Raw genomic sequence first — 25,677 nt, 5'->3', positions numbered from 1 at the left:
CTCAGCCGTGGGCAAGAGCCGTTGTAATGGGGCGGTGGTAAATCAAGTGGCGACCAGGCCGCGCAAAGCCTGCCAGTAGTAGGCCTGACGCTTGGGCCTGTTCCACGGCCAGCGCGGTGGCCGCCGAGACAGCCACCAGTGCGCCGATGCCCGCGCTAGCGCACTTGTGCACCATCTCGTAGCTGGCGCGGCTGGTGACTAGCGCGAACCCTTCTTCGAGGGGAACAGCTTCGCGGGCGAGGGCGCCGATCAGTTTGTCCAACGCGTTGTGGCGGCCGATATCCTCGCGTAGCCGTAGGAGGCGACCCTGGGTATCGCACCAGGCGGCACCGTGGCTAGCGCCAGTGGCTGCTTGCAGCGGCTGGTGGGTGGCCAATTGCTGCAGGGAGCGCTGAATGGCAGCATCGCTAAGCGACGGTGCCACGACAGAGGGGATCGGACGAATGGCTTGTTCCAGGGCTTCGGTGCCGCACAGGCCGCAGCCGGTACGCCCTGTTAGGCTGCGCCGCCGCTGCTTGAGCTCAGCTATCCGTTGGCTGGCAATGGTGAGGTGAACGGTGAGGCCCTGAGGCGCTTCGTGGATATCGAGGTCATAGCACTCGGTGATATTGGCCAGGATACCTTCGGAAAGGCTAAAGCCGAGGGCAAAATCCTCAAGGTCGGCGGGGCTTGCCATCATCACCGCATGGGAGATGCCGTTGTAGACCAGTGCTACTGGCCTTTCTAAGGCCAGTAGGTCCTCCTGAGTATCGGTGTACCAGCCGTTAGCGCCCCGACGCACCTCCACCGGCTGGCGCGCTACCGCGTCGCGTGTGTGGTGGGTGCTCATGGCGCCTCCTGATGAGCGTTGGCCAGATGGTCACGCTGGATCAGGTCGAAAGTGTTAAAGCGCTGCTGCCAGGCAGAGGGTTGGCTGACTTTTTCCACCTGTACCGCAGTGACTTTATATTCCGGACAGTTGGTAGCCCAGTCCGAGTTATCCGTTGTGATAACGTTAGCGCCGCTGCCGGGGTGGTGGAAGGTGGTGTAAACCACCCCCGGCTGCATGCGTTCGCTGAGCCTTGCGCGTAGCACCGTCTGGCCCGAGCGGCTGGTAATGCCCAACCAGTCGCCGTCACGCACGCCGCGCAGTTCCGCATCAGAGGGATGCAGTTCCAATACATCCTCGTCGTGCCAGCGCTGGTTGTCGGTACGCCGGGTCTGGGCGCCCACGTTGTATTGGCTGAGAATCCGCCCGGTGGTGAGCAGTAGTGGGAAGCGGCGGTTAGCGCGCTCTTCAGTGGCCACGTACTCGGTAATCGCAAAGCGCCCCAGGCCAATGGGGAAGTCAACCTCGTGCATGGTTGGCATGCCCAACGGGTACTCGGCGTTGCAGGGCCACTGCAGACTGCCGCGCTCCTCCAGCTTGGCGTAGCTGACGCCCGCAAAGCTTGGCGTTAACTGGGCGATCTCGTCCATGATCTCGGACGGATGGGCGTAGTGCATCGGGTAGCCCAGCGCATTGGCCAGGTCCTGAGTGATTTCCCAGTCTTCCTTACCAGCAAGCGCTGGCATCACTTTGCGCACCCGGTTGATGCGCCGTTCGGCGTTGGTGAAAGTGCCGTTTTTTTCCAGAAAGCTTGAACCGGGCAGCAGCACGTGGGCGAACTTGGCCGTTTCGTTGAGGAAAATATCTTGCACGATCAGGCAGTCCAGCGAGCGTAGTGCCGCCTCAACGTGTTGGGTGTTGGGGTCGGATTGGGCGATGTCCTCGCCCTGCACGTAGAGCGCTTTAAAGGTACCTTCGATGGCGGCGTCGAACATATTGGGAATGCGCAGCCCCGGCTCGTCGTCGAGTTTCACGCCCCACACGGACTCAAAGCGGCCGCGGGCGATGGGGTCGGCCACGTGCTGGTAGCCCGGCAACTCGTGGGGGAAGGAGCCCATGTCGCAGGAGCCCTGCACATTGTTTTGACCGCGCAGCGGATTCACACCGACACCTTCCCGGCCAATATTGCCGGTAGCCATGGCTAAGTTGGCGATTCCCATCACCATGGTGGAGCCCTGACTGTGTTCGGTCACACCCAAGCCGTAGTAGATGGCGCCATTAGCTGCTTTAGCATAGGTGCGCGCCGCTTGGCGTACGGCTTCGGCGGGCACGCCGGTAATCGCTTCGCTGGCTTCCGGGGAGTGGCGTGGCTCACTGATAAAGGTGCGCCAGCTGTGATAGGCCTCGGTATCGCAGCGCTTGGCCACGAATGTCTGGTCTTCAAGACCTTCGGTGACCACCACGTGGCCGAGGGCGTTGATCAACGCCACATTGGTGCCCGGGCGCAGCGGCAGATGTTGGGCCTCGCTCATGTGCGGGGTCTTTAGAAGGTCGATGCGGCGAGGGTCGGCGGCGATCAGCTTCGCCCCCTGGCGCAAGCGTTTGCGCATCAGCGAACCAAACACTGGGTGGGCGTCGGTGGGGTTGGCGCCAATCACGATAATCGCATCGGCCTGCATGACTGAGTCAAAGGTTTGGGTACCGGCGGATTCGCCCAGCGTGGTCTTCAAGCCGTAGCCAGTGGGCGAGTGGCAGACCCGCGCGCAGGTGTCGGTGTTGTTGTTGCCGAACGCGGCGCGAATCAGCTTCTGCACCAAATAGGTCTCTTCGTTGGTACAGCGCGATGAGGTGATACCGCCGATGCTCTCGCGGCCGTGCTCGGCCTGAATCGCTTTCAAGCGGCTAGCGGCAAAGCGGATCGCCTCTTCCCAGCTGGCCTCGCGCCAGGGTTGGTCGATGCTGTCGCGGATCATCGGTGTGGTCAGGCGATCCGGGTGGGTGGCGTAGCCAAAGGCGAAGCGGCCCTTGACACAAGAGTGGCCATGGTTAGCATCGCCGCCCTTGTAGGGCACCATGCGTACCAACTGGTCGCCTTTCATTTGCGCTTCGAACGAGCAGCCCACACCGCAGTAAGCACAAGTGGTCACGACGCTGTGCTCGGGAACACCGTGGTCGATGACGCTCTTTTCCATCAGCGTGGCTGTTGGGCAGGCCTGAACGCAGGCACCGCAGGAAACACAGTCTGAATCCATGAACGAGTCGGCCTGCCCCGCTGACACCTTGGATTCAAATCCGCGGCCATCGATGGTCAAGGCAAAGGTGCCCTGCACCTCTTCGCAGGCGCGCACACAGCGTGAGCAGACGATGCATTTGCTAGGATCGAAACTGAAGTAGGGGTTGGTTTCGTCTTTGACGGCTTCAAGATGGTTCTCGCCTTCGAACCCGTAGCGCACTTCGCGCAGCCCCACACTACCGGCCATGTCCTGCAGTTCGCAGTCGCCGTTGGCGGGACAGGTCAGGCAGTCCAGCGGGTGGTCCGAGATGTATAGCTCCATCACATTACGCCGCAGCTTGGCCAGACGTTCGTTTTGGGTGGTCACCTTCATACCTTCAGCCACCGGTGTGGTGCAGGCCGCGGGCATGCCTCGTCGTCCCTCTACTTGTACCGCGCACAACCGGCAGGAGCCGAAAGGCTCCAGGCTGTCAGTAGCGCAGAGCTTGGGGATATTAATATCCGCCAGTGCCGCGGCGCGGAGTACCGAGGTGCCCTCTGGCACGCTGATGGTCACACCGTCGATATTGAGGCTCACCAAAGCAGCGTCAGCAGCCGAGGCTGGGAAAGGCGTACCGAGGTCTTTGTTGTACTCGACGTTGCTAGAGTGCTGACGGGGGTCGAAATGGTTGATCATGAGTTATCTCCGTTCGCCGTCCGCTGAAAATCATCAGGAAAATGCGCGAGGGCGCTTTGCACTGGAAAGGGCGTCATACCACCCATGGCACAGAGCGAGCCATCCACCATCGTTTCGCAGAGGTCATGGAGCAGGGCGAGGTTGGCCTCGCGGTTTTGGTTGGCGCGGATACGGTCAATTACTTCCACGCCACGGGTTGAGCCAATACGGCAAGGTGTACACTTACCGCAGGACTCCACCTTGCAGAACTCCATCGAGAAGCGCGCCTGTTCAGCCATGTCGACGCTTTCGTCAAACATCACTACGCCACCGTGGCCCAGTACGGCGCTGTCAGCAGCAAAGGCTTCGTAGTCCAGCGGCAAGTCCCACTGAGATTCCGGCAGGTAAGCGCCTAGCGGGCCGCCCACCTGCACGGCGCGTAGTGGTTTGCCGCTTAGCGTGCCGCCGCCGAATGTCTCCATCAGGGTGCGCAGGGTGGTACCGAACGCCAGCTCTACCAGCCCGCCGTGCTTCACGTTGCCCGCCAGTTGCAGTGCCAGCGTGCCTCGCGAGCGCCCCATGCCGTGGGTGGCGTAGGCCTCGGCGCCTTCGGCAAGAATGAAGGGTACGGCAGCCAGCGAGAGCACGTTGTTGACCACGGTGGGACGGCCAAATAGTCCTTCAATGGCGGGCAGTGGTGGCTTGAAGCGCACCAGGCCGCGCTTACCTTCTAGGCTTTCGAGCAGGGAGGTCTCTTCACCGCAGATATACGCGCCAGCGCCCAGACGCACTTCCAAGTGAAAGTCGCGACCGCTGCCCCGCAGGTTATCACCCAGATAGCCAGCTTGTTCGGCGCGGGCAATCGCCTCGTCAAGCACCTCCTTAGCAAGCGGATATTCAGAACGCAGGTAGATATAGCCCTGAGTCGCTTGCACCGCGAGCCCGGCAATCGCCATGCCCTCGATCAGCATGTAAGGGTCGCATTCCATTACCAGCCGGTCGGCGAAGGTACCGGAATCGCCCTCGTCGGCATTGCAGACGATATATTTCTGATCGGCAGGGGTGTCGAGCACGGTCTGCCACTTGATACCGGTGGGGAAGGCGGCCCCGCCGCGCCCGCGCAGGCCGGAGGCTTTGACTTCCTCGACAATATCCTGCGGTTCGCGCTGCAGCGCTGCCTCCAGGCCGCAAAAACCGCTGTGGGCGCGATAATCCTCAATCGACAGCGGGTCAGTAATACCGATACGCGCGAAGGTCAGGCGCTGCTGACGGGCGAGGTAGTCAATCTCCTCTGTGGGCCCCAGCGCCAGGGGATGGCTGACGTTACCCTCTAACAGGCCGCTGTCGAGCAGCGCCGCGACGTCGTTGACGGTGACGGGACCATAGGCGAACCGCCCAATAGGCGTCTCAACTTCCACCAGCGGCTCAAGCCAAGCAAGCCCGCGGGAGCCATTACGCACCAGGGAAATCGATTGGCCTCGGGCGGCTAGCTCTTTTTCCAATCGGTTGGCGACGGCATCAGCGCCCAGGGACAGTGCGGTGGTATCGCGAGGAACGAATATGCGGATGCTCATGCCATTATCTCCAGCGGCCGGGTTTGCAGCTCATCCAACAGTGCATCAAAGGCCTCAGGGGTTACCCGCCCGCGCACGCTGTCGTCTACACGGATGGACGGGCCGCAGGCGCAGTTGCCCAGGCAGTACACCGCTTCAAGGGTGATCTCACGGTCGCCGGTCGTCTGATGGTAATCGACCCCTAGGCGCGTCTTAGCATGGGCTTCGAGCTGGCGTGCGCCCACCGCCTGGCAGGCCTCGGCGCGGCAGATCTGAACCACGTGGCGGCCTGGCGGCGCGGTGCGAAAGTGGTGATAGAAGCTGATGACACCGTGTACTTCGGCGCGGGTTTGATTTAGCGCTTCAGCGATGATGGGGACTGCTGCCTCGGGGATAAACCCGAAACGATTTTGGAGGGCATGGAGGATCGGCAGTAGGGCGCCGGGCTTGTGCTTCAGGGCGTCGACTTCGGCCTGAATAGCCTGTGGTGCCCACTCCTGAGAATGGTTCATGGTGCCTGCCTCGCGACTGCTTATTATGTTTTAAATATGCACTACTTTTCATATTTAAAAAGGCGTGCATCACGGTTAAGACAAAGCTAGCATCAAGTTATCGACTTAAAAATATGAAATAGTGTGCCTATGAAAAGAATCAAGGTAACGCCCACCTGGTGCTTTAGCGATGACGATGGGCATCGGCTCGATACCAACCTTTTGCGCCTGCTGGGGGCAGTGCATCGTCATGGCAAGTTGACTCTTGCCGCCGAGGAAGCAGGGATTTCCTATCGTCACGCGTGGAATTTACTGCGCCAGGGCGGGGAGTTTTTTGGTGTCTCGCTTGTTGAACTTGAGCGTGGGCGCGGGGCGCGGTTATCGCCGCTGGGGGAAAAGTTGCTATGGGCCGAACAGCGAGCCACTGCTCGGTTAAGCCCACAGCTTGATAGCCTGGGATCTGAGCTTAATCTTGCTATCCAACAGCACCAGGAAGGTATTCAACCCGTTCTGCGCCTGCATGCCAGCCATGGTTTTGCGATAGAGCTATTGCCACAACATCTGGGTGAGCTCCAGCTAGACCTGCAGTACTGCAGCCCTTTGGAAGCGCTAGCCGCGCTTAACCGCAATAGCTGTGATCTGGCGGGCTGCCACCTACCCCGGGGTAACGTGGGTGAGAAGGCGCGACGCAAATACCGTCGTCTGCTCAAGCCCCGCAATCATCGACTAATGGGATTTATCGCACGTCAACAGGGGTTAATGGTGGCGCCGGGTAACCCACTGGAAATTGATGGCGTTGCCGCTCTGGCCAACAGGCCGGTACGGTTTATAAACCGTCAGGCATCGTCGGGTACCCGGGAGCTGTTAGACAACCTGCTGGCCGAAGCCGGCATTTCAGCAACCAACGTGGATGGTTACGAAATTGAGGAGTATACCCACTCAGCGGTGGCGGCCTATGTCGCTGCGGGAATGGCGGATACCGGCTTTGGTGTAGCGGCTGCCGCGCAACGGTTTGGGCTTGATTTTGTGCCGTTAGCCACTGAGGACTACGTATTGGCCTGTCACTATCACTCCTTAAAGGAGCCGAAGTTCGATGACTTCTTGCAGGCGTTACGTAGCGATTCCTTTCAAGAAGCGGTGCATCGTTTGCCGGGCTATAGTCCCCATCAATGCGGTAGTGTTATTGAAATTCCTGATTTCTTATGACGTTGGGGAAGGCGGTTCGACGTTTATCACCCAGTGTTTAGAGGCGGGGGCTGGCAGCGGCTGATGATGGCAATCGTGCCCACCATAAAAAACTGCGCTGCCCCAATAGGGGGCAGCGCAGTCAAAAATAGGTGGCTAGCGGCTTGCTAAAACGGGCCATCCTTGGCCACCACACCCCTACAGTGGACGGGTAGGCCGAAGATAACCTTAACGTAGGTTATGAAAGCGCAATTTTGCGCGTTAATTTGCTGTTCATAAACAAAAAGTACGCGAAGTGGTTAAAGTTGACACAGGTTAGGTCGATAAAAAACACATAAAACTATTAAAAATTCTTCCGTTGACCTACTGAGAAACACTTTATGGCTACTCCTCCTCCTGCTTCGACCTTGCCAAAACGGAACCTTAGCTTACAGGCTAAGGTGCTGATGCTTGTCCTACTGCCGCTTTTCATAGTGACCGCAGGGTTAGTCGCGTTTGACGCCTACGGACGCATTCAAAACACCCATGAGACGCTGGCGAATCAGCGTGAGGTGCTGATTGAAGAGCGCCGCAATGCAGTGCGCGATATTGTGCAAATGGCGACGTCCGCTATTTCCCCTATTTATGAGCAAGCAGGTGCCAATGATGAGGAAGCCAAACAGCAGGTAGCCGAGATCGTGCGCGCCATGCGCTTTGAAGGTAATAACTACGTTTTTATCTACGACTTCGATGGTAACAATATCGTGACGGCCCCTGCGCCAGAGCGTGAAGGTACCAACATGATGGACGTAAGAACCCCAGACGGAAATTACCTTATTCGCGATATTCTGCAGGTTGCCAAGAACGGTGGCGGTTTCCATAGTTACTTATGGGAGTACCCAAGCACCCGCGAGATTGAGCCGAAGCACTCGTATGTAGAGAGTCTAGAAAAGTGGGGCTGGATGATCGGTGCCGGGGTTTACGTCACCGATGTTGATGCGGTTGTTGCAGAACTTGAGGCGACCGCTAACGCGGATCTACGCCAGTCTATCCTGTTCGCTATTTTGTTGGGTGCCGCCTTGTTTCTAGCAGTGGCGCTGCTCGCATTTGGCTTTGTGCGTCGCACCGTCGGGCCGATTAAACGCACCGCCAGCGCTATGCACGATATCGCTCAAGGCCGTGGCGACCTTACTCGCCGCCTAGCGGTAGAAAGCAATGACGAGGTGGGTAACCTAGCGGTTCAGTTCAATGCCTTTGTCGAGCGCATGCAGGAAACCCTGCGTGATGTGCGCCGTAGCACCATGAGTGTTTATCATTCGGCGGGAGAAATCTCCCATAGTTCCGAGGAACTGGCCACCCGTACCGAGCAGGCTGCTGCCAACCTGCAGGAAACGTCGGCTTCCATGGAAGAAATTACCTCGACTGTGAATCACAGTGCAGATAATGCCCAGCAGGCCAATCAGCTGGTGCAGTCCACTGCTGAAGTAGCCCAACATGGTGAAGAAGCCATGGGACAGGTCGAGCGGACGATGCACGATATCAACGACTCGGCGACGCGTATCAGCGAAATCATCACCATGATTGACGCCATCGCTTTCCAAACCAACATTCTGGCGCTTAACGCCTCGGTGGAAGCCGCACGGGCGGGTGAGCATGGCCGTGGCTTTGCGGTCGTCGCGCAAGAAGTACGCACACTGGCTAGCCGCTCTAGCAATGCGTCAAAAGAGATTCGTACGCTGATTGATAGCTCTGTTAAGCACACCCACACCGGTGCCGAGCTAGTGCGTAAGGCGGGTGCGACGATGCATGACATTGTGGAAAGTGTCTCCAAGGTAACTGATGTGATCGGCGAGATTACGGCGGGTGCCAAGGAGCAAAGTAGCGGTATTGGCCAGATCAACACCGCCGTCGCGGAAATGGATACCATGACCCAGCAAAACGCTGCCATGGTGCAGGAATCCACTACAGCTGCTAGCAACATGCGCCGTCATGCCGAGCACCTTAATGAGCTGATCAACACCTTTGTGCTTGGCGACGATGAGCCACAAGCTTCATCGACACGGCCAGCGTTAAACCAACCGCGTCAGTCTCTGCCTTCTAGCACACCAAGTGCGCAACAGGCGCTCAAGCGCCCCGTGCTCTCTTCTAAGCCTGCTCCGGTTAACGCTGGCGAAGACGACTGGGAAGAGTTTTAAGCCTAACGCTATGCTCCTGCTGGCTGAAAATACGCCTTGTTAAACAGCCAGCAGTAGCAAACACGCCCAGTAGACGAAACGTCGTCGCAAAAAACGTAGTAGAAAGAACGTAGTAGAAAGAACGTAGTAGAAAGAACGTAGTAGAAAGAACGTAGTAGAAAGAACGTAGTAGAAAGAACGTAGTAGAAAGAACGTAGTAGAAAGAACGTAGTAGAAAGAACGTAGTAGAAAGAACGAAAGGGGCTGCCACATGGCAAGCCCCTTTTTCATTTCAGCCCAGCGTTAACTTCCCGACCAGCCCAGCAGGATCGGTACATAAACCACCAATAGCAGCACCCCAATCAAGCCTAAAAGATACGGGATAATTGCCCGAGTGATGCGCTCCAGCGGTAGCTGAGTGACTGACGAAGCCACATAGAGGTTGATCGCAACCGGCGGGGTAATCATGCCAATCGATAGCCCCACCACAATAATCAAACCAAAGTGGATCGGGTCGATGCCCAATTGCAGTACCAGCGGCAGCAACACCGGGGTAAGAATAATCAAAGCGCTAGCGGTCTCGATAAACACCCCCGTGAGCAGAATCACGGCCACGACCAGCAGCATAATCACGTAGGGGTTGGTGGAAAGCGACAGCACTGCCTGGGCGATGGCGCCGGGTACCTGCCAGCTTGAAAGTGTCCAGCTGAGTACTGCCGACATGGCAATCACCAGCATAATCACCGCGGTGGTCATCGCCGAGCGAATCAGCAGCTTATACACCTGGGGCAGGGTTAAATCCCGATACACAAACAGCGACACCAGCAGCGCATAGTTGACTGCGACCACGGCCGCTTCTGAAGGCGTGAAAATGCCCGAGAAGATACCGCCCAGAATAATCACCGGCGTCATCAGCCCCCAGCTAGCCGCTTTCAGCGTGCGCCAAATGGTCGGCAGCGACAGCGGTGTGCCTTTGGGGTACTGGCGCTTATAGGCCTGAGTGATCGCAATGGCCATCAGCCCCAGCCCCATTGCCAGCCCCGGCAAAAAGCCGTTCAAAAACAGCTTTGATACCGACTGCTGAGCAATCACCGCGTAGATAATCATCGGCACCGAAGGGGGAATCACAACGCCAATCGTACCGCTGGCAGCAATTAAGCTCGCCGCTGAGGCAGGATCGTAGCCTTTACGCTTAAGCTCTGGCACTAGGCTTGAACCCACTGCGGCGGTGGTGGCCGCACCAGAGCCGGAGATAGCTGCGAAGAACATGCCTGCCATTACCGATACCACCGAAAGCCCGCCGCGCATAAAGCCGACTAACGAATCGGCAAAGCTCACCAGCCGCTCGCTAACCTTACCCTGGGCCATTAAGTCACCGGCCAGAATAAACATCGGGATAGCGACCAGAGCAAACGAGTTAATGCCCTGGAACATCTGCTGGGTGACCACCATGAGTGGCACGCCCGACTGGTACAGCGCATAAAGCGTGCTTGCGCCAATCGCAAAGGCAATCGGCACTCCCAGTAGCATAAACAGGAAGAACAGCCCGAACAGCACCAGAGTCATAGTGGCTCCTCCGGCGCGGCGACCGTCGGCTCACCGTTCACCAGTACGTCGATCATATCCACCAGGGCGTACCACGCCATGATGGCGGCAGAAAGTGGAATGACTGCATAGATGTAGGTCATCGAAAGCCGCAGTGAGGCGGATTTCTGAAAGCTTTGCACCTGCATATAGCGGTAGCCAATCACGATTAGCGCGATCATAAACGCCAGCACCACCGCCAGTGCAGCCAAGCGCGCCAGCTTGCGCAAGGGCAGGGGAAGCGCATCCACGGCAAAGGTCACGGCGATATGCCGCCCGCGCTGGAAGGCTAAGCTGCTGGCTAAAAACGTAATCCACACCAGTAGAAAGCGCGCGACTTCTTCCGTCCAGCCAACGGCGCTGAACAGCACCCGCGACACAATCTGCAGAGTGATCACACCAATTAATGCTGCCATGCCTGCAAAGACCACGGGCTGGATGATGGCATCCAGCCCGCGTTCGCTACGTTTCAATAGTGTTAAAAGTGGCTGTGCAAACGCCATCACTGATTTAGCGCCTCCTGAATGCGCGGTAGGTAATCACCAAACTGCTCGCCATACTTCTCATACACTGGCGCCACGGCGGTCTGGAAGGCTTCAATATCTGGAGTTTCGTTGATCTCCATGCCCGCCTCGCGAAGCTCAGCCAGTTGTTCAGCTTCCATGATAGCATTCTGCTCTCTTGCGTATGCAGATGCTTGCTTGGCGACATCCAGAACAATGGGCTGAAGCTCTACCTGGAGGCCGTTCCAGGCGGGAAGGCTCATAATAAACGTTGCTGGCGCATAAATATGCCGAGTCATCGTTAGGTAGTCCTGGGTTTCCGCAAGGTTGAAGGCATGAATAGCGTTAACGGGGTTCTCTTGGCCATCAATAGTGCCTTGCTGCAAGGCGGTTAATGCCTCTGTCCAGGCCATGGGTACAGCGTTGGCACCGAGCCCGCGGAATGTATCAACATAAACCTCATTTTCGATGACCCGCAGCCTTAGGCCTTGAAGGTCTTCAGGGGCATTGATTGCATGCTGGCTATTAGTGATATTCCGAAAGCCACGTTCAGCGTATGCCAATCCTTTCAGGTTCACATCCTGTAATTTGCCTAGGATTTCCTGGCCGATTTCACCATCCAGCACAGTATAGGCCGCTTCGGAGCTAGGAAAGAGAAACGGGAGCTCGAAAACGGAGAACTCATCAACGAAGTTAGCCACCGGCCCGTTGGTGATAATGCCCATATCCACAGTGCCGATTTGCATACCTTCTAATAAAGTGCGCTCATCGCCCAGCGAGGCATTCGGATAAATATCCACGCTAACCGCGCCATCGGTACGTTCGCTAATCAGCTGTTGGAAGCGCTCAGCAGCAATATGGTAAGTATCTTCCGTATTCACTACATGGGCTAGGCGCAGCGTAGTAGGGGCTATCTCTTCCGCTTGTCCAGCGAGGGGCAAGCTGAGTAGACCTACACCAATAAGGGGAAGAGTTAGCTGTTTAAGTTGGCGTGCCGATTTAGTCACAGCGTTCAGCGTAAAGCAGGCAAGGTTACTCACATTATCTCCTAAGAATTAGTGGTTTTAATTATATTGAGGCGTGGTTTTATTATCTTCTTAATGCTCATCTATATCACATTGATTATAGGGGGCAAATTACTTATTTTTATTCCACTATTCGTTCTGCTAATCCGAAAAAACTTTATATAACTTGTACTTGAGTGATTTTTAGGTTGGCGATAACCTGCAAGAGGTTACTTTTAATTGCGCACTTTTGAATGAAGCACTACAGGGTTTTAAACGCCAAGTGCTTAAACCAATGGTGTGGTCAGCTAAATCAGGAATAAGAAATGGATAAGTTGCTGAACGACCTTGTTGCAATCGTCGGTCCTTCGGGGGTACTGCTTGGTGATGATGTCTCGCAGCGCAGCGTAGATTGGTTTACAGGGGCGCCTTGTCGCGCTAAGGCGATTGTTAGGCCGCGCAGCACAGAACAGCTGAGCCGTGTTATGGCTTTGTGTTATCAGGCTGACCAGCCTGTGGTGACACACGGGGGCATGACCGGCATTGTGCATGGCGGGGTGGCAAGCCCGGGCGAAATCGTCGTGTCACTGGAGTTGATGAATCAAATAGAGGAGATCGACCCGGTTGGTTCCACAGTTCTAGCTCAGGCTGGGGTGACCCTGCAGCGCGTACAGGAAGCAGCGCAAGAGATCGATATGCAGTTCCCACTTGACTTGGGGGCAAGAGGCTCTTGCACCATTGGTGGCAACATCGCCACCAATGCGGGTGGTATACGGGTAATACGCTACGGCATGATGCGCCAGCAGGTACTGGGACTAGAGGCTGTACTTAGCGACGGCACCGTAGTGAGCTCATTGAATAAAATGCTGAAAAACAATGCAGGATACGATCTGAAGCAGCTGTTTATTGGCAGTGAAGGTACGTTGGGAATCGTGACCCGTGCAGTACTACGGTTACAACCCGACATGCCCAGCGAGCAAACGGCATTAGTGGCGGTGCCCTCTTTCGATGCGTTGACTCAACTGCTGAATCTTGTCTCTCGTGAGCTAGCCAATAGCCTCAGTGCCTTTGAAGCGCTGTGGAATAATCACTATAAACTGATGACCACCGAAAGCGGTAAGAATGCGCCTGTACTAGCGGATAACTCACCTTTCTACGCCATTATTGAAACGTTGGGGCTGGATGAGGCCGAGGACGCCGAGCGTTTTTCCCAAGTGCTGCAAAAGGCACTAGAGGTCGATTTGATCACCGATGCGGCCTTGGCGAGCTCCCAAGCCCAGCGTCAGGCGATCTGGGCCATAAGAGAAGATATCGAAGTGCTGGTGAACGAGCTGAAACCGATGTTCTCCTACGATGTCAGCCTGCCGATTCCCAGTATGCAAGCGTATGTCGATATTTTAGAAGAGAACCTTGAAGCCCAGTGGCCTCAATCAGGCAAAATGGTGGTATTTGGTCACCTTGGTGATGGCAACTTACACATTATGATCACGGTACGTGACGATAGCCCGGACAGCCGACGCCAGGTTGAACAGCTTGTCTATTCGTCTCTGAAAGCGTTTGGCGGTTCCATTTCTGCAGAACACGGCATTGGTCTTGAGAAAAAGGACTATCTGTCAGTTTCTCGTACCAGTGAGGAGATTGCCTTAATGAAACGCCTGAAAACCGCGCTGGATCCCAAAGGTCTATTGAACCCCGGCAAAGTGATAGCGCTGGACTAGCGTTTGCCTGAATGGTCAGTAAGTATCGCCAGCCTTAGGGAGCGGGTGTTATCAGCTCCCTAATTAGCGATCTTAACCAGTGTATGCCTGAGTCGTGATCCTTCCTTTCATCCCAGCATAGGCATACTTTAAAGGGCGCTACATCTAGGGGCAGGGCGTAGAACTTCAGGCTATTGTTGCGACAAATCACCTTGGCGGCACTCTCAGTCACCACACAGAGTAAATTCGTCGAGACCAGTATCTCTTGGAGAGGAGTGATATAGGGTGTTTTGGCGACGATTTTGCGTTCTAACCCCAGTATTCTCAGCTTCTCATTGATTAACAATGGGCTGTCTTCGCGGTGAGATAATGCGATTTGTGGGGCGTTTAAAAAAGCGTCAAGCGTGATCGTGTTGTTGTCTCCGTATAGGGAAGCATCACCAACACAGCCAATCACATCATCAAACAGGTATTCGTGATAAGAGGTGAGTGGCAAGCTTTCCAACTGCACCATGGCGAGGTCGATATCGTGGGCTTGTATGGCGTGCTGAGCATCTTCGGCACTGGCTATGCGGGTAGACAACATATTGAAGCATAAGTCGGGCGCATGGGTTAAACAGTGCTGAATAAGCTTAGGTTGTAACTGCTGGCTTACATAGTCCACCAGGCTGACACGAAACTCGCGTTTCGATGTGGCCGGTGAGAACTCGCTGTTGCTATACACCGCCTGATCGAAGTAAAACACCCCTTTGGCCACAGCGGCATCCATCTGCCGGGCAAGCGGAGTTGGCTGCATGCCATCCAGCGTTTTAATAAATAGCGGGTCATCCATCAGCAGGCGTAACTTCTTTAGCGAATGGCTGACGGCTGGCTGGCTTAGGCAGAGCGCTTCTGCGGTAAGGGTTAAGCTCCTTTTCCAATAAAGCGTATGAAAAACCAATAATAAATTGAGATTTATCTTATGTAGTCTCGTTGCCAACTTTATATTGGTTAGTTCAGTCATCAGGCGTCTCTAATTGGCAAAGGCTGTTCACGCAGTACGTTGACACTGCGCAAACAGCTATCGGTCACTTCAATAAAACCAACCTCACGCTACGGGAAGTCGGGCAGGTAGCAAAGACCGTTTACTTAAGTGCCTCCTGAATGCGCGGCAGGTAGTCACCAAACTGCTCGCCGTACTTCTCATATACAGGCGCCACGGCAGCTTGGAAGGCTTCCATATCCGGCGTTTCGTTGATTTCCATACCGGCTTCGCGCAGCGCCGCCAGTTGCTCGGCTTCCATATCTGCATTCACTTGGCGCTCGTGTTCGGCGGCTTCTTGGGCGGTTTCTTTCAGTACGGCTTGTGCCTGTTCAGGCAGTTGGTTCCAAACGGGCATGCCCATTACAAAAATGGCCGGGGCATACGTATGGCGGGAAAGGGTCATGTAGTTCTGGGTTTCATCCAGCTTGAACGAATGGATAACGTTCACCGGGTTTTCCTGGCCGTCGATAGTGCCCTGCTGCATGGCGGTCAGCGCTTCTGTCCATGCCATGGGAATAGCGTTGGCACCCAGCTCGCGGAAGGTGTCGGTGTACACCGGGTTTTCCATCACACGAATGCGTAGCCCATCCAAATCTTCCGGTGAATTCACCGCGCGTTCGCTGTTGGTCAGGTTGCGGAAGCCGCGCTCTGCGTAGGCCAAGCCTTTCAGGTTTACATCAGACAGCTTATCTAGCAGCTCCTGGCCGATCGGGCCATCTAGCACGCCATAAGCGGCTTCTGGTGAAGGAAATAGGAACGGCAGTTCAAACACCGCCATCTCTTCCACAAAGTTGGCCACCGGACCGTTGGTAATCAGCCCCATATCCACGGTGCCGATCTGCATGCCTTCCAGTAGCGTGCGCTCGTCGCCTAGGGAAGCATTAGGGTAGATCTCGATGTTGACCTTGCCATCGGTGCGTTCTTCCACCAGTTCTTCAAACTTGGTCGCGGCGATATGGAAACCATCTTGCTCGTTGACCACGTGGGCCAAACGCAGGGTAACGGGGTCCATATCAGCAAAATCAGCGGCATTCGCGGTGCTTACTAGCGTCAGTGAAATGCCCAGTGCCAGCGTGTTACGTGCAAAAGTTTTCATTATAGTGTGTTCCCAGTTTCACTAAAGATAGGAAGTGCTCCCAAAGCATGCACCACACTGCGGAAAACGGTCAATCAAAGCGCCTGTAAAACCGCTGACTAGCTGGACACAGCGCGCCCACACGGGTACGATACGCACCCAAAGCGCCCGTAGCTCAGTTGGATAGAGTGTCGGCCTCCGAAGCCGAAGGTCGTAGGTTCAATTCCTACCGGGCGCGCCAAATTAATGAAAAAGCCCACGAGAAATCGTGGGCTTTTTTGTTGGCACCCTGTTTTCCCACCTTTGGTTCCTTTATGCACTTCGTAGCGTTCGCCATCGTGTTGAGACCCATAGCCTCTGTGTGCTTGGAGTGTAGCGAATTCAAGCCCGACGCTTGCTGCTTGCGTAGAGGTTTGTGAAGCGTCCATTGCTATTGGTCAGAGCCATTCATACAAAGCCTAAGCCACTGGGAGTGATTCATCGCTCCCCCAGTCTGCCCAAGAACCGTCGTACAACGATAGCTGATGGTATCCCGCTAGTTCGGCAGCCAGCAGAAGGATACAGGCGGTGATGCCCGAGCCACAGGAAAACACCAGTTGGGGTTCATTGTTAGATTGGAGAGACGGAGCAAGCGTTATGAAGATTGCCTTCAGCTCGCTAACAGGTTTAAAACAATTTCCCTCTAGCACCTCTGTAAACGGCAGATTATGAGAATTGGGGATATGGCCACTGCGCACCCCAGGGCGGGGTTCAGGCACCTGTGCCAGGAAACGTGAACGTGATCGGGCATCAACAACGGTTACTCGGCTATCGTCCAGATGGTGCAAAACGTACGCTGAGTTTCGCACTCGACTGTGATCAAGGTTGGCGACGAAGTTGCCTGGCTTGGTTGTCGTTTCCGTGATGGTAGAAACAACGTCCCGCTGTTCGGCTAGCCACTGTGGCAATCCTCCATCCAGAACAAAAACGTGTTTAACGCCCATTGACCGGAAAATCCACCAGGCCCGAGGCGCCGAATAGATGCCTTGATTATCGTATAATACGACTAGGCTTTCGGTCGTAATGCCTAGCCGTTGAGCTTCCCTAGTGACTTGTTCCTCTGTTGGAAAGGCGTGGGTCATAGAAGAGCCGGTGTCACAAAGCACGCCTTCAAGATCGATCTGGCGGCTACCCGGTATCCACACCGGGCGATCATAGACGATAGGCTCTTTACCAATCACCGTCGCCATGCTCGCATCGATCAGCACTAACCGTTCATTATCTAGGTTGTCTTGCAGCCATTGGGTCGTCACGAGGGGGGATGACATGATGTTCTCCGATCAGGTGCTGGCAGTTTGTGTTATTCGGGCGCTAAGCAGAAATGTGTTATAGCATCTCTACCGCAAACGCTGCTATCTGCCGTCGAGCGCTTGAAAACTCCACGCCTACTAAGTGAATTGGCTTGCCGGTCGCGCGGTGTTTATCGGCATAGTCGGATAAGAGCGTGATATCGCGCAGGTTGTTCAGCCCATCAGAAGCTGACTGGCTAGGCCACCCCCTACCAGAAGTAAGCCAAACAGGATGAACCCCAGTATAAAAGGGCGGATACCCAACTCCTTGAGCTTTTCGATTCGGGTTTCAAACCCCAGTGCGGCCATGGCCATGGTCAACGCAATCTGACCCGCCAGAACGAGTATCTGATGGAGGCCGCTAGGCAAGTGGATAATACTGTTGAACACAATCATGGCGATGAAGCCGAAGGCAAACCAGGGGATCACCGGCTTGCCCGCTGCTGACCCTGATTCACTGGCCTGCTGACGAAGCCACCATTGCCCGACGATCAATAGGAAGGGCAGCAGCAGTATCACGCGAACCATTTTGACAATGACCGCACTGGCCAATGCCTCGGGGCCCACCGCATCAGCAGCGGCCACGACCTGGGCGACTTCGTGGACAGTCGCACCGATATAGACACCAAAGAGACCTTCGTTCATTCCTGCAAGCGGGTATAAAAGAGGGTAGACAAGCATTCCCATTGTGCCGAACAGCACGACAGTGGCGACTGCTATGGAGGAGGCCGCGGGCCGTGAACGAATGACCGTTTCGGTGGCGAGCACCGCCGCGGCACCGCAGATGGCACTGCCTGCACTTGTTAATAGTGTTGTTTCACGATCCATACCCAGTATGCGGGTGCCGATTTGATAGCCGATGATGAGAACACTGCAGATCACCACCAGATCCAACAGCAACACCTTAAAGCCAAGGGCGAAGACTTGTTGCAGGGTTAATGACAGGCCAAACAGTACAATGCCACCCCGCAGCAGCCAGCGAGTGGCGAATGTTAGCCCAGGTTGAGTACTTGGAAGGCGGTGTGCAAGAGGTAGGTTACCCACAACCAAGCCTAACAGTAAGGCGAATACCAATGGACTAATACCTTTGGAAGCGAGTCCGGGGAGGTTAGCCAAGCCAAAACCTGCCAATGTTAATGTGCTACACAGAATCAGACCTTGCCACATGATGCTTTCTCTTGTTGGTGCATACGTGGCTAGCATAGGGACAAAAATACTTTATGGTTATCAGCATATAACCATATGGCTGTTCGGTAAAAACGATATATGACCCCTCATGTGACTTTTCGCCAGTTACAGGTTTTTGTCGCTGTTGCTCGTGACGGCACTGTTATTGCTGCTGCTGATCACTTGAAGCTGTCTCAATCGACTATTAGCCAATCGCTCTCAGATCTTGAGCGTCATCTGGGTGTCGAGCTCTTCGAGCGGCTTGGCCGACGCTTACAGCTCAATAGTATGGGAAGCTACCTGTTACCCCGTGCTGAGCGCCTTCTGGAAGGTATGGCCGATTTTGTTGCTGTCGCTGAGGATCCTGAAAGCCAATTGCAGGGCACGCTTAATATATCGGCCAGCGCTACCACAGGTACCTATCTGCTCCCCCCTCTGGCTGGATACTTCAGCAATCAGAACCCGAGGGTGGATCTTCGGCTACGATTGCGTAACACGGGAGAGGTGATTACAGATCTGCTGCGTTTTGATGCTGATTTGGGGCTGATCGAAGGGCAGTGCCACGAATCGCGCCTGAAGAGTGAAACATGGTGCGAAGACCAGCTTGTGATTGTCTGTTTCCCACAGCATCCCCTTGCCAGGAAGGAGTGGCTTGATGACGCTGATATCAGAGCTGCCGCCTGGATACTGCGCGAACCTGGATCAGGCACGCGCGAAGTATTTGAAGCCGCTGTGTTACATCATGTCGAACGATTGCAGGTGCGTATGGAGCTCAGCCAGCATGAAGCCATCAAGCAAGCAGTGAAAGCTGGCCTCGGTTTGGGCTGCCTCTCTCATCGCAGTGTGGAAGGGGAGCTTGAAAGAGGAGAATTGGTTTCGCTGAACAGTGGGTTAAAGCTAACCAGGATTTTTTCATTGGTGTGGCATCCAGAGCGTTATCGGAGCCCGTTGTGGCAAGCGTTTAAGGTTTTTTTGATCGATAATCATGGCAATCCTCCGAAGCCAGGCAGGCCACAATAACTGGGTTCGAAATGTACAGCTAATATGTGTTGTGCACAGAGCCTATCGGTGACACTGCTTTTCACGCTCAGGCTGCCAGTAAATGGCATCAATTCGGTCACATCAGAAGCTCATCAGAAAGTACGCTTCTTAAAAGTCACGCTTGAAGAGGCGTTAGCAGCGCGAGCCCACTATAAAAAAGCTTTGGATCAATTGAGGCAGATGCCTTAACGACGGCGATTTGTTCCCAGAGAAGCCTGTGGTGCACGTCAGGTTAATTGACAGTACACCGCAGGCCAAACACTTATCGGTTGTAGAAGCTATTGTTTAGGTGCATCAGCGCTTTCTCACGGGACAATAAAAACTAACCCCATAATAGCGGTTCACTACTCAATAAAATTTCTCTTTAAATTAGAAGGCACCGAACATAATGTCATCAATATTGGCGAGAACGCTTTTTCTTTTGTTGAAGTTGAGCTGAAGTAACTCAAGTAGCCTAAAGGCTTGAGACGCTTTCCTGAGCTTTTAGGCTTATCAAACATGCTTTTCCCTTCTTGAAAGGAAAGCCGTGTCCTTCGGGGTTAATGCATTGCGAACTTGTTGCCCCAGACCCGCACTGACTGAGACGCCGTAGGTCCGCTGCGTTCGACGATACTACAGTAAATCTCCCCGCCTTCAATCGAGCTATTACAGTCGACGTTCCCTGTGCCCGCTTAGCACTGGAACGTTAACTAGAAGGTGTGGGAAAAGTTACTGCACACTGACCTTTTAGGTTTGATGGATGGTTTCGGCAATGCCTCGTTTCAACTGCTCAATGGTGAAGAATCGGTTCAGTTCGAAGTATTCGGTCTTCAGGGTGCCGAAAAAAACTCTACATAGCGGCATTGTCCAAACAATTCCCTTTCCTTGATATGCTGCGGAGTATCCTTTGCTCCACCACCGGGCAGCAATAGGTGGGGTGACGTAATGCGACGAAAGGAGATGAGCAGTGGGACAACCAAAAGTAACGGTTCTTCACGGACCTAACTTAAATCTTTTAGGTGTTCGCCAACCAGACGTTTACGGTTATGAGACGCTGGACGATGTTAATAATGCTTTGGCTGAAACAGCTGAGAGACAGGGCTGGGATATCAGCTGTTTTCAAAGCAATCACGAGGGCGAATTAATTGACGCCATCCATGCGGCGCGTCTCGATGGCACGCTAGCTATCATCATAAACCCAGCCGCCTATACCCATACGTCTGTCGCTATCCTGGATGCGCTCAATGCCTTTGAAGGTAGGGTCATTGAGGTGCATATCTCAAATGTTCATAAACGCGAAAGCTTTCGTCATCACTCCTATGTCTCGCAGCGGGCAGATGGGGTCATTGCGGGGCTTGGGACGGAGGGTTACCAGGCCGCTTTAAACGCCATCATAAAATCCTGCGTTTAAACGGTACGCGAAGCAGTACGAGGGCAAAAAGCAGTAGAAAGACCATAAAGATACCTCCTTCATGAAGAGCTGCGTAACGCCTGTGACCCGACGCTATACCTTGGTAGTAGCTTACGCCAAGTAGCGCGTGCGGCTGCTTGTCTGAAGAATGAATAATTATCTGAAATGACAGGGTTTTTACCTATGTTGACGAAAGGGGAGGCTTAGCCTCCCCTTTTGTATGCGTGCTTGGTGGGGTTTGACGAGTGAATATGACGGGAGTAAATTGTTCGCACTACAAATCAAAGTTCGTTATTCGAACTTGTCGAGAGTCACTGCCAGGAGGAGACCTATGGCTGAGTTCTTGAGCTTGCATGACGCGGTAGCGCGCTACGTCGAAGATGGCGCCACCGTTGCCATGGAGGGCTTTACCCACCTGATTCCGTTTGCCGCGGGCCACGAAGTGATCCGTCAGAAAAAGCGCGACCTGACGCTGATCCGCATGACCCCCGATATCATCTACGACCAGTTGATTGGCGCGGGCTGTGCTAAAAAGGTGATCTTCTCCTGGGGCGGTAACCCCGGCGTGGGCTCGCTGCATCGACTGCGCGATGCGGTTGAGAAAGGCTGGCCGCGCAAAATTGAGATTCTTGAGCACAGTCATGCCGCGATGGCCTGCGCCTTTGAGGCCGGGGCTGCTGGCCTGCCGATGGCTGTGCTGCGTGGCTATGTCGGTAGCGAGCTGCCGAGCGTGAATGACCAAATCAAATTTATTGAGTGCCCATTTACCGGTGAACGCCTAGCAGCGGTTCCTGCTGTGCGGCCGGATGTGTCGATCATTCACGCTCAACGGGCAGATCGACAAGGTAATGTGCTGGTGGAAGGTATTGTTGGCGTACAGAAAGAGGCGGTGTTGGCTGCTAAGCACAGCATTGTCACCGTGGAAGAGATTGTCGATGACCTGAACGCTCATCCCAATGCTTGCGTGATTCCTGGCTGGGCGATTAGTGCTGTTGCCGTGGCAGAAAAGGGCGCACTGCCTTCGTATACCCATGGCTACTACGGTCGCAGCAACCGCTTCTATAAAGAGTGGGATGCCATTGCTCGTGACCGCGATACCTTTACGCAATGGATCGACAAGAATATCTACGGTGCAGAGGAGCAAGCCAAATGAGTCAGGAATACACCTCTTCTGAAATGATGACTGTGACCGCTGCCCGTGCGTTAGAAAATGGCATGACCTGCTTTGTGGGTATTGGTCTACCTTCTGAAGCCGCCAACCTGGCACGCCTAACCCATGCGCCTGAGGTAGTGCTGATTTATGAGTCCGGCACCCTGCAAACCAAGCCTGAGATTCTGCCGCTCTCTATTGGTGACGGTGAGCTGTGCGAATCAGCGTTGACCACGGTGGCCGTGCCAGAAATGTTCCGTTACTGGTTACAGGGTGGCAAAGTCAATGTGGGCTTTTTAGGCACTGCGCAAATCGACCGCTTTGCCAACCTTAACACCACGCTGATCGGTGATTACAAAGCGCCCAAGGTTCGTTTGCCAGGCGGCGGCGGTGCACCGGAAATCGCCACCAATGCAGGTGAAGTGTTTATTACCTTGAAGCACTCAAAGCGCGCGTTTGTGAAAGATGTCGATTTCGTCACCACGCTAGGCTTTGGACGTGACGGCAAGGGGCGCGATAACGTGCCTAATATTGGCAAAGGCCCTACCCGTGTCATTACTGACCTGTGCGTGATGAAGCCCGATCCGGATACCAAAGAGCTGGTAGTGGTATCGCTGCATCCTGGCGTCACCCGTGAACAAGTGACTGATGCGACCGGCTGGGATATACGCTTTGCCGAACAGTTAGAGAGCACGCCGGAACCGAATTCCAACGAGCTTAAAATATTGCGCGAACTGAAAGCACGCACCGAGCGGGCCCACGCGGGCGAATAAGGAGCTTTGTATGAGTGATGTCTATTTATGCCACCCGCGCCGCACTGCCATTGGCCGCTTCGCTGGTACCTTGGCCAGCGTGCGCCCCGATGATTTCGCCGCGACGATCTTTAAAGCCGTACTGGCGGAAGCGCCGGATCTCGACCCTGCTGCCATTGACGAAGTGTTTATGGGCTGCGCCAACCAGGCCGGTGAAGATAACCGCAATGTGGCGCGTATGTCGTCGCTGCTGGCGGGCATCCCGACTTCGGTGCCCGGCACGACCATGAACCGCCTGTGCGGCTCGGGCATGGACGCGGTCGGTACCGCGTTTCGCGCGATTAAAGCGGGCGAAATGGAGCTGGCACTGGCAGGCGGCGTGGAGTCCATGTCGCGAGCGCCCTACGTGATGGGAAAGGCTGAAGGCGCTTTTGCGCGCGGGCAAAAGATCGAAGATACCACCATCGGCTGGCGCTTTATCAACCCGCTGATGAAGAAAGCCTACGGTGTTGATTCGATGCCAGAAACGGCGGAAAACGTCGCCGAGCAGTTCACTATCTCTCGGGAAGATCAGGATGCCTTTGCCCTACGCTCTCAGCAGAAAGCCGCTGCCGCCCAAAAAGCGGGGCGCTTTGCCCAAGAGATCACCGCCATCGAGATTCCCCGCCGCAAGCAGGCGCCGCTAATCTTTGATCAGGATGAGCACCTGCGGGAAACCTCCCTGGAAAAACTGGCAGGGTTGCCTACGCCGTTCCGTGAAGGTGGTAGCGTCACCGCTGGCAACGCCTCGGGAGTTAACGATGGCGCTGCCGCCATGCTGGTAGCCAGCGAGGCCGCGGTTAAGCAACACGGTCTTAAGCCGATGGCGAAAATCATCGGCATGGCCACCGCTGGCGTTGAGCCGCGCATCATGGGCTATGGCCCGGTACCCGCTGTGCAAAAACTGCTCAAACGTACCGGTATCACCATGAACGATATTGATGTGTTTGAGTTCAACGAAGCGTTTGCCGCCCAGGCGCTGGCCTGTATGCGCGACTTGGGCCTTAAAGACGACGACCCTCGCGTCAACCCCAACGGCGGCGCGATTGCCCTGGGTCACCCGCTGGGTATGTCCGGTGCGCGCTTGTTAATGACCGCTGCTCACGAGCTGCAAAACAGCGGCAAGCGCTATGCATTGTGCACCATGTGTGTAGGCGTGGGCCAGGGTATCGCCACGCTGATTGAACGCGTTTAACGGAGGTAGCATGGCCTTTCATACTATCAATGGCCGCAGTGTGGCTTATCGCCTGCTTGGCGCAGAAGTGAACCCGCTGGTCGTACTGGCGCATCCTTTGGGCATGAGCCAGGCAGTATGGGATGACGTGATTCCCGCACTGCTGGCTCGCTATCGGGTGCTGACCTGGGATCTCCCCGGCCACGGTGCCAGCCAAGCGGTCAGCGGTGCACAAATCACCCCTGCTGACCTAGCGGCGGAGGCATTGGCGCTGGTAGAGCTTGCGGGCGCGCAGCGCTTTCACTTTGCCGGTACGTCCATTGGGGGTGTGGTTGGCCAGCAGTTGATTGCTGAGCATAGCGATCGGCTGCTCTCTGCCACGTTGACCAATACCGGCGCAGTGATCGGTAATCCTAATCTCTGGAACACCCGCGCAGGGCGGGTGCGCCAAGAAGGCTTGGCAGCGATGTCTGAAGAGATCGTGCCGCGCTGGTTTGCACCTCAGGCGTTTGAAGCAAGCCCTGCGTTGAAAGCGGGCTGGTGCACACAGATGGGCCGTGGCGACGATGAATCTTACGCCCAACTGTGCGAAATGCTTGGTCGTGATACGTTTTCTGGAAAGCTTTCTGGTAAGAGCGCCTCTCATAAGGTCAGGATACAGCTGTTTGGCGGCAGCGAAGATATGGCCACGCCGCCCGCGACGCTGGAAGCTCTGGCTGCGGAACTCGACGGCGCACCGTTGGAGATATTTGACGGTGTGGGTCATGTGCCGTCGGTAGAGGCTCCGGTGCTGTTTGCGCAAAAACTTATGGCTGTGCTTTTAACCGCCTCGAACCACAGTGTGGCGTAAGCCTTCGGACTGGAGGCTCGCAAGTAGGTATAGGCAGAGAGAAGCACTCCTATAACCACATACCCCTCATGCCCACCAACCGCTAGAGACACACTACGATGCTCTAGCGGTTGGTGGGCATGGCGTTAGCGCTTCTGTAGATTCGACGATCTGCCGCGCTCGTTAGCTATTACGCGTCACCTTGGTGTACAGAAGAGGGATGACGGCATAATGGCTTTACATGGATATCCATATAAGGAAACAGCGGCAAACCGCTAATCAGATCGTGGAGTTCAGCATTGTCACTGACGTCGAAGATGCTGACGTTGGCGTAACTGCCAGCGATCCGCCATAGGTGGCGCCATTTGCCTTGCCGTTGTAGCTCCTGAGAGTAGGCTTTCTCCTTTGCTTTGATGTCAGCCACTTGCTCGGCGGGCATATCCGACGGCAGTTTTACGACCATTTCTACATGAAACAGCATTGCACTTCTCCATGGGTAGTTGTGCTACAGGTATTCGCGCTACAGAGTGTTTTTTCGATTTAAATAGGCTTGTCGCCAGCGCACGATTTTAACCTCGGCAAATAGCCCCGCCTGGTGGAATGGGTCGGACTCGATGAAGTGCTCGGCCTCCTCGCGGCTATCCAAGTCGACTAGGTAGATACCGCCAGACGCCGTTTCGCCATCATCGGAAAGCTTGGCGCCACAGGCCAATAAGGTCACTACGTTGGCATCCAGATACTCCAGGTGGGCTTGGCGTACCTCCAGGCGTAGGGCCTGACGGCTGGGCTTGTCGAAGGTTTCGATCAAAAAAGGCATGGGGCAGTCCCGTAAGTCAAGAGTC

23 protein-coding genes and 1 tRNA gene are annotated in these 25,677 nt (G+C 55.2%); 10 read left to right on the top strand and 14 right to left on the bottom strand.

Annotated features, from left to right (window positions below):
* Position 1: 1 nt before the first annotated feature.
* From fdhD to INT19_RS13170, 4 genes are read right to left on the bottom strand one after another with little or no spacing between them, the layout of a single operon-like run.
* Positions 2–829, bottom strand: a complete 828-nt coding sequence (fdhD, locus tag INT19_RS13185) for a formate dehydrogenase accessory sulfurtransferase FdhD (protein WP_193061114.1) — start codon at positions 827–829, stop codon at positions 2–4.
* Entirely contained in the window at positions 826–3,717 is a 2,892-nt protein-coding gene (gene fdhF, locus INT19_RS13180) for a formate dehydrogenase subunit alpha (RefSeq protein WP_193061113.1), read from the bottom strand. The genes fdhD and fdhF overlap by 4 nt, the downstream gene beginning before the upstream one ends.
* Positions 3,714–5,270: a formate dehydrogenase beta subunit gene (locus INT19_RS13175; RefSeq protein WP_193061112.1), complete on the bottom strand. Its 1,557-nt coding sequence runs from the start codon at positions 5,268–5,270 to the stop codon at positions 3,714–3,716. The genes fdhF and INT19_RS13175 overlap by 4 nt, the downstream gene beginning before the upstream one ends.
* The gene (locus INT19_RS13170) at positions 5,267–5,761 is read right to left on the bottom strand and encodes a formate dehydrogenase subunit gamma (RefSeq protein ID WP_193061111.1); all 495 of its coding nucleotides are present in this window, start codon (positions 5,759–5,761) and stop codon (positions 5,267–5,269) included. Before INT19_RS13170 ends, INT19_RS13175 begins: the two co-directional genes overlap by 4 nt.
* Before the next feature lie 129 nt (positions 5,762–5,890).
* On the opposite strand from INT19_RS13170, the gene INT19_RS13165 reads away from it, so the two are divergent.
* Both INT19_RS13165 and INT19_RS13160 read left to right on the top strand, forming a co-directional pair.
* Entirely contained in the window at positions 5,891–6,946 is a 1,056-nt protein-coding gene (locus INT19_RS13165) for a substrate-binding domain-containing protein (RefSeq protein ID WP_193061110.1), read from the top strand.
* A gap of 359 nt (positions 6,947–7,305) precedes the next feature.
* Positions 7,306–9,099 (top strand): methyl-accepting chemotaxis protein, encoded by a 1,794-nt coding sequence (locus tag INT19_RS13160; RefSeq protein ID WP_193061109.1) that lies wholly within the window; start codon positions 7,306–7,308, stop codon positions 9,097–9,099.
* A gap of 39 nt (positions 9,100–9,138) precedes the next feature.
* Here INT19_RS13160 and INT19_RS19510 read toward each other — a convergent pair whose 3' ends face one another.
* Genes INT19_RS19510 through INT19_RS13145 form a run of 4 tightly spaced genes read right to left on the bottom strand, consistent with a single transcriptional unit; the run spans position 9,139 to position 12,205 of the window.
* Positions 9,139–9,351: a hypothetical protein gene (locus INT19_RS19510; RefSeq protein WP_226924631.1), complete on the bottom strand. Its 213-nt coding sequence runs from the start codon at positions 9,349–9,351 to the stop codon at positions 9,139–9,141.
* Positions 9,352–9,381: 30 nt separating this feature from the next.
* Positions 9,382–10,644, bottom strand: a complete 1,263-nt coding sequence (locus INT19_RS13155; RefSeq protein WP_095603489.1) for a TRAP transporter large permease — start codon at positions 10,642–10,644, stop codon at positions 9,382–9,384.
* Positions 10,641–11,165, bottom strand: a complete 525-nt coding sequence (locus tag INT19_RS13150; protein ID WP_038479280.1) for a TRAP transporter small permease — start codon at positions 11,163–11,165, stop codon at positions 10,641–10,643. Before INT19_RS13150 ends, INT19_RS13155 begins: the two co-directional genes overlap by 4 nt.
* Positions 11,165–12,205, bottom strand: a complete 1,041-nt coding sequence (locus INT19_RS13145) for a TRAP transporter substrate-binding protein (RefSeq protein WP_193061108.1) — start codon at positions 12,203–12,205, stop codon at positions 11,165–11,167. The genes INT19_RS13150 and INT19_RS13145 overlap by 1 nt, the downstream gene beginning before the upstream one ends.
* Positions 12,206–12,495: 290 nt before the next feature.
* On the opposite strand from INT19_RS13145, the gene INT19_RS13140 reads away from it, so the two are divergent.
* The gene (locus INT19_RS13140; protein WP_193061107.1) at positions 12,496–13,887 is read left to right on the top strand and encodes an FAD-binding oxidoreductase; all 1,392 of its coding nucleotides are present in this window, start codon (positions 12,496–12,498) and stop codon (positions 13,885–13,887) included.
* A gap of 34 nt (positions 13,888–13,921) precedes the next feature.
* Here the strand turns inward: INT19_RS13140 and INT19_RS13135 are convergent, their stop codons facing one another.
* Entirely contained in the window at positions 13,922–14,869 is a 948-nt protein-coding gene (locus INT19_RS13135) for a LysR family transcriptional regulator (protein ID WP_193061106.1), read from the bottom strand.
* A gap of 121 nt (positions 14,870–14,990) precedes the next feature.
* Positions 14,991–15,986, bottom strand: coding sequence for a TRAP transporter substrate-binding protein (locus INT19_RS13130; protein ID WP_193061105.1), 996 nt, complete (start codon positions 15,984–15,986; stop codon positions 14,991–14,993).
* A gap of 143 nt (positions 15,987–16,129) precedes the next feature.
* On the opposite strand from INT19_RS13130, the gene INT19_RS13125 reads away from it, so the two are divergent.
* Positions 16,130–16,206: transfer RNA gene (locus INT19_RS13125), tRNA-Arg, on the top strand.
* Between the two features lie 217 nt (positions 16,207–16,423).
* Here the strand turns inward: INT19_RS13125 and INT19_RS13120 are convergent.
* Positions 16,424–17,272: a sulfurtransferase gene (locus INT19_RS13120; protein ID WP_193061104.1), complete on the bottom strand. Its 849-nt coding sequence runs from the start codon at positions 17,270–17,272 to the stop codon at positions 16,424–16,426.
* A 195-nt stretch (positions 17,273–17,467) separates the two neighbouring features.
* A complete protein-coding gene (locus tag INT19_RS13115; protein ID WP_193061103.1) occupies positions 17,468–18,460 on the bottom strand; it encodes a YeiH family protein in 993 nt (330 codons plus the stop codon).
* Positions 18,461–18,571: 111 nt separating this feature from the next.
* Between INT19_RS13115 and INT19_RS13110 the strand changes: the two genes are divergently transcribed.
* The 6 genes from INT19_RS13110 (at position 18,572) to INT19_RS13085 (ending at position 24,856) form a co-directional block, all read left to right on the top strand.
* Complete coding sequence (locus INT19_RS13110) at positions 18,572–19,480, top strand: LysR substrate-binding domain-containing protein (protein ID WP_319022098.1); 909 nt, start codon at positions 18,572–18,574, stop codon at positions 19,478–19,480.
* A 967-nt stretch (positions 19,481–20,447) separates the two neighbouring features.
* Positions 20,448–20,891 carry a type II 3-dehydroquinate dehydratase gene (gene aroQ / locus INT19_RS13105; protein ID WP_089040415.1) on the top strand — a complete coding sequence of 148 codons (444 nt, stop codon included), beginning with the start codon at positions 20,448–20,450 and terminating at the stop codon, positions 20,889–20,891.
* Between the two features lie 331 nt (positions 20,892–21,222).
* Positions 21,223–22,044 carry a CoA transferase subunit A gene (locus INT19_RS13100; RefSeq protein ID WP_193061101.1) on the top strand — a complete coding sequence of 274 codons (822 nt, stop codon included), beginning with the start codon at positions 21,223–21,225 and terminating at the stop codon, positions 22,042–22,044.
* Positions 22,041–22,814, top strand: coding sequence for a CoA-transferase subunit beta (locus tag INT19_RS13095; protein ID WP_193061100.1), 774 nt, complete (start codon positions 22,041–22,043; stop codon positions 22,812–22,814). The genes INT19_RS13100 and INT19_RS13095 overlap by 4 nt, the downstream gene beginning before the upstream one ends.
* 10 nt (positions 22,815–22,824) lie before the next feature.
* Positions 22,825–24,027, top strand: a complete 1,203-nt coding sequence (gene pcaF / locus INT19_RS13090) for a 3-oxoadipyl-CoA thiolase (RefSeq protein WP_193061099.1) — start codon at positions 22,825–22,827, stop codon at positions 24,025–24,027.
* 10 nt (positions 24,028–24,037) lie between these two features.
* Complete coding sequence (locus INT19_RS13085; protein ID WP_193061098.1) at positions 24,038–24,856, top strand: alpha/beta fold hydrolase; 819 nt, start codon at positions 24,038–24,040, stop codon at positions 24,854–24,856.
* Between the two features lie 169 nt (positions 24,857–25,025).
* On the opposite strand, the gene catC is transcribed toward INT19_RS13085, so the two are convergent.
* Together catC and INT19_RS13075 are read right to left on the bottom strand one after the other, a co-directional pair.
* On the bottom strand, positions 25,026–25,316 hold the full coding sequence (gene catC, locus INT19_RS13080) for a muconolactone Delta-isomerase (protein ID WP_125752521.1): 291 nt from the start codon (positions 25,314–25,316) through the stop codon (positions 25,026–25,028).
* A gap of 39 nt (positions 25,317–25,355) precedes the next feature.
* A complete protein-coding gene (locus tag INT19_RS13075) occupies positions 25,356–25,652 on the bottom strand; it encodes a YciI family protein (RefSeq protein ID WP_193061097.1) in 297 nt (98 codons plus the stop codon).
* Positions 25,653–25,677: the final 25 nt, after the last annotated feature.

The sequence above is a fragment of the Halomonas sp. 3A7M genome (assembly GCF_014897875.1).
Classification (GTDB): domain Bacteria; phylum Pseudomonadota; class Gammaproteobacteria; order Pseudomonadales; family Halomonadaceae; genus Vreelandella.
The sequence above is the reverse complement of the archived record's forward strand: the minus strand, read 5'-3'. Positions and strand labels throughout refer to the sequence as shown.

What these genes read in the sequence shown, in the direction of transcription:
- INT19_RS13150 (WP_038479280.1), bottom strand. Translation starts at nt 11,165, where the DNA reads ATGGCGTTTGCACAGCCACTTTTAACACTATTGAAACGTAGCGAACGC.
- INT19_RS19510 (WP_226924631.1), bottom strand. Translation starts at nt 9,351, where the DNA reads ATGTGGCAGCCCCTTTCGTTCTTTCTACTACGTTCTTTCTACTACGTT.
- pcaF (WP_193061099.1), top strand. Translation starts at nt 22,825, where the DNA reads ATGAGTGATGTCTATTTATGCCACCCGCGCCGCACTGCCATTGGCCGC.
- INT19_RS13075 (WP_193061097.1), bottom strand. Translation starts at nt 25,652, where the DNA reads ATGCCTTTTTTGATCGAAACCTTCGACAAGCCCAGCCGTCAGGCCCTA.
- INT19_RS13120 (WP_193061104.1), bottom strand. Translation starts at nt 17,272, where the DNA reads ATGTCATCCCCCCTCGTGACGACCCAATGGCTGCAAGACAACCTAGAT.
- INT19_RS13095 (WP_193061100.1), top strand. Translation starts at nt 22,041, where the DNA reads ATGAGTCAGGAATACACCTCTTCTGAAATGATGACTGTGACCGCTGCC.
- INT19_RS13135 (WP_193061106.1), bottom strand. Translation starts at nt 14,869, where the DNA reads ATGACTGAACTAACCAATATAAAGTTGGCAACGAGACTACATAAGATA.
- INT19_RS13165 (WP_193061110.1), top strand. Translation starts at nt 5,891, where the DNA reads ATGAAAAGAATCAAGGTAACGCCCACCTGGTGCTTTAGCGATGACGAT.
- fdhD (WP_193061114.1), bottom strand. Translation starts at nt 829, where the DNA reads ATGAGCACCCACCACACACGCGACGCGGTAGCGCGCCAGCCGGTGGAG.
- INT19_RS13170 (WP_193061111.1), bottom strand. Translation starts at nt 5,761, where the DNA reads ATGAACCATTCTCAGGAGTGGGCACCACAGGCTATTCAGGCCGAAGTC.
- INT19_RS13160 (WP_193061109.1), top strand. Translation starts at nt 7,306, where the DNA reads ATGGCTACTCCTCCTCCTGCTTCGACCTTGCCAAAACGGAACCTTAGC.
- INT19_RS13130 (WP_193061105.1), bottom strand. Translation starts at nt 15,986, where the DNA reads ATGAAAACTTTTGCACGTAACACGCTGGCACTGGGCATTTCACTGACG.
- INT19_RS13100 (WP_193061101.1), top strand. Translation starts at nt 21,223, where the DNA reads ATGGCTGAGTTCTTGAGCTTGCATGACGCGGTAGCGCGCTACGTCGAA.
- INT19_RS13085 (WP_193061098.1), top strand. Translation starts at nt 24,038, where the DNA reads ATGGCCTTTCATACTATCAATGGCCGCAGTGTGGCTTATCGCCTGCTT.
- INT19_RS13155 (WP_095603489.1), bottom strand. Translation starts at nt 10,644, where the DNA reads ATGACTCTGGTGCTGTTCGGGCTGTTCTTCCTGTTTATGCTACTGGGA.
- INT19_RS13175 (WP_193061112.1), bottom strand. Translation starts at nt 5,270, where the DNA reads ATGAGCATCCGCATATTCGTTCCTCGCGATACCACCGCACTGTCCCTG.
- fdhF (WP_193061113.1), bottom strand. Translation starts at nt 3,717, where the DNA reads ATGATCAACCATTTCGACCCCCGTCAGCACTCTAGCAACGTCGAGTAC.
- catC (WP_125752521.1), bottom strand. Translation starts at nt 25,316, where the DNA reads ATGCTGTTTCATGTAGAAATGGTCGTAAAACTGCCGTCGGATATGCCC.
- INT19_RS13140 (WP_193061107.1), top strand. Translation starts at nt 12,496, where the DNA reads ATGGATAAGTTGCTGAACGACCTTGTTGCAATCGTCGGTCCTTCGGGG.
- INT19_RS13115 (WP_193061103.1), bottom strand. Translation starts at nt 18,460, where the DNA reads ATGTGGCAAGGTCTGATTCTGTGTAGCACATTAACATTGGCAGGTTTT.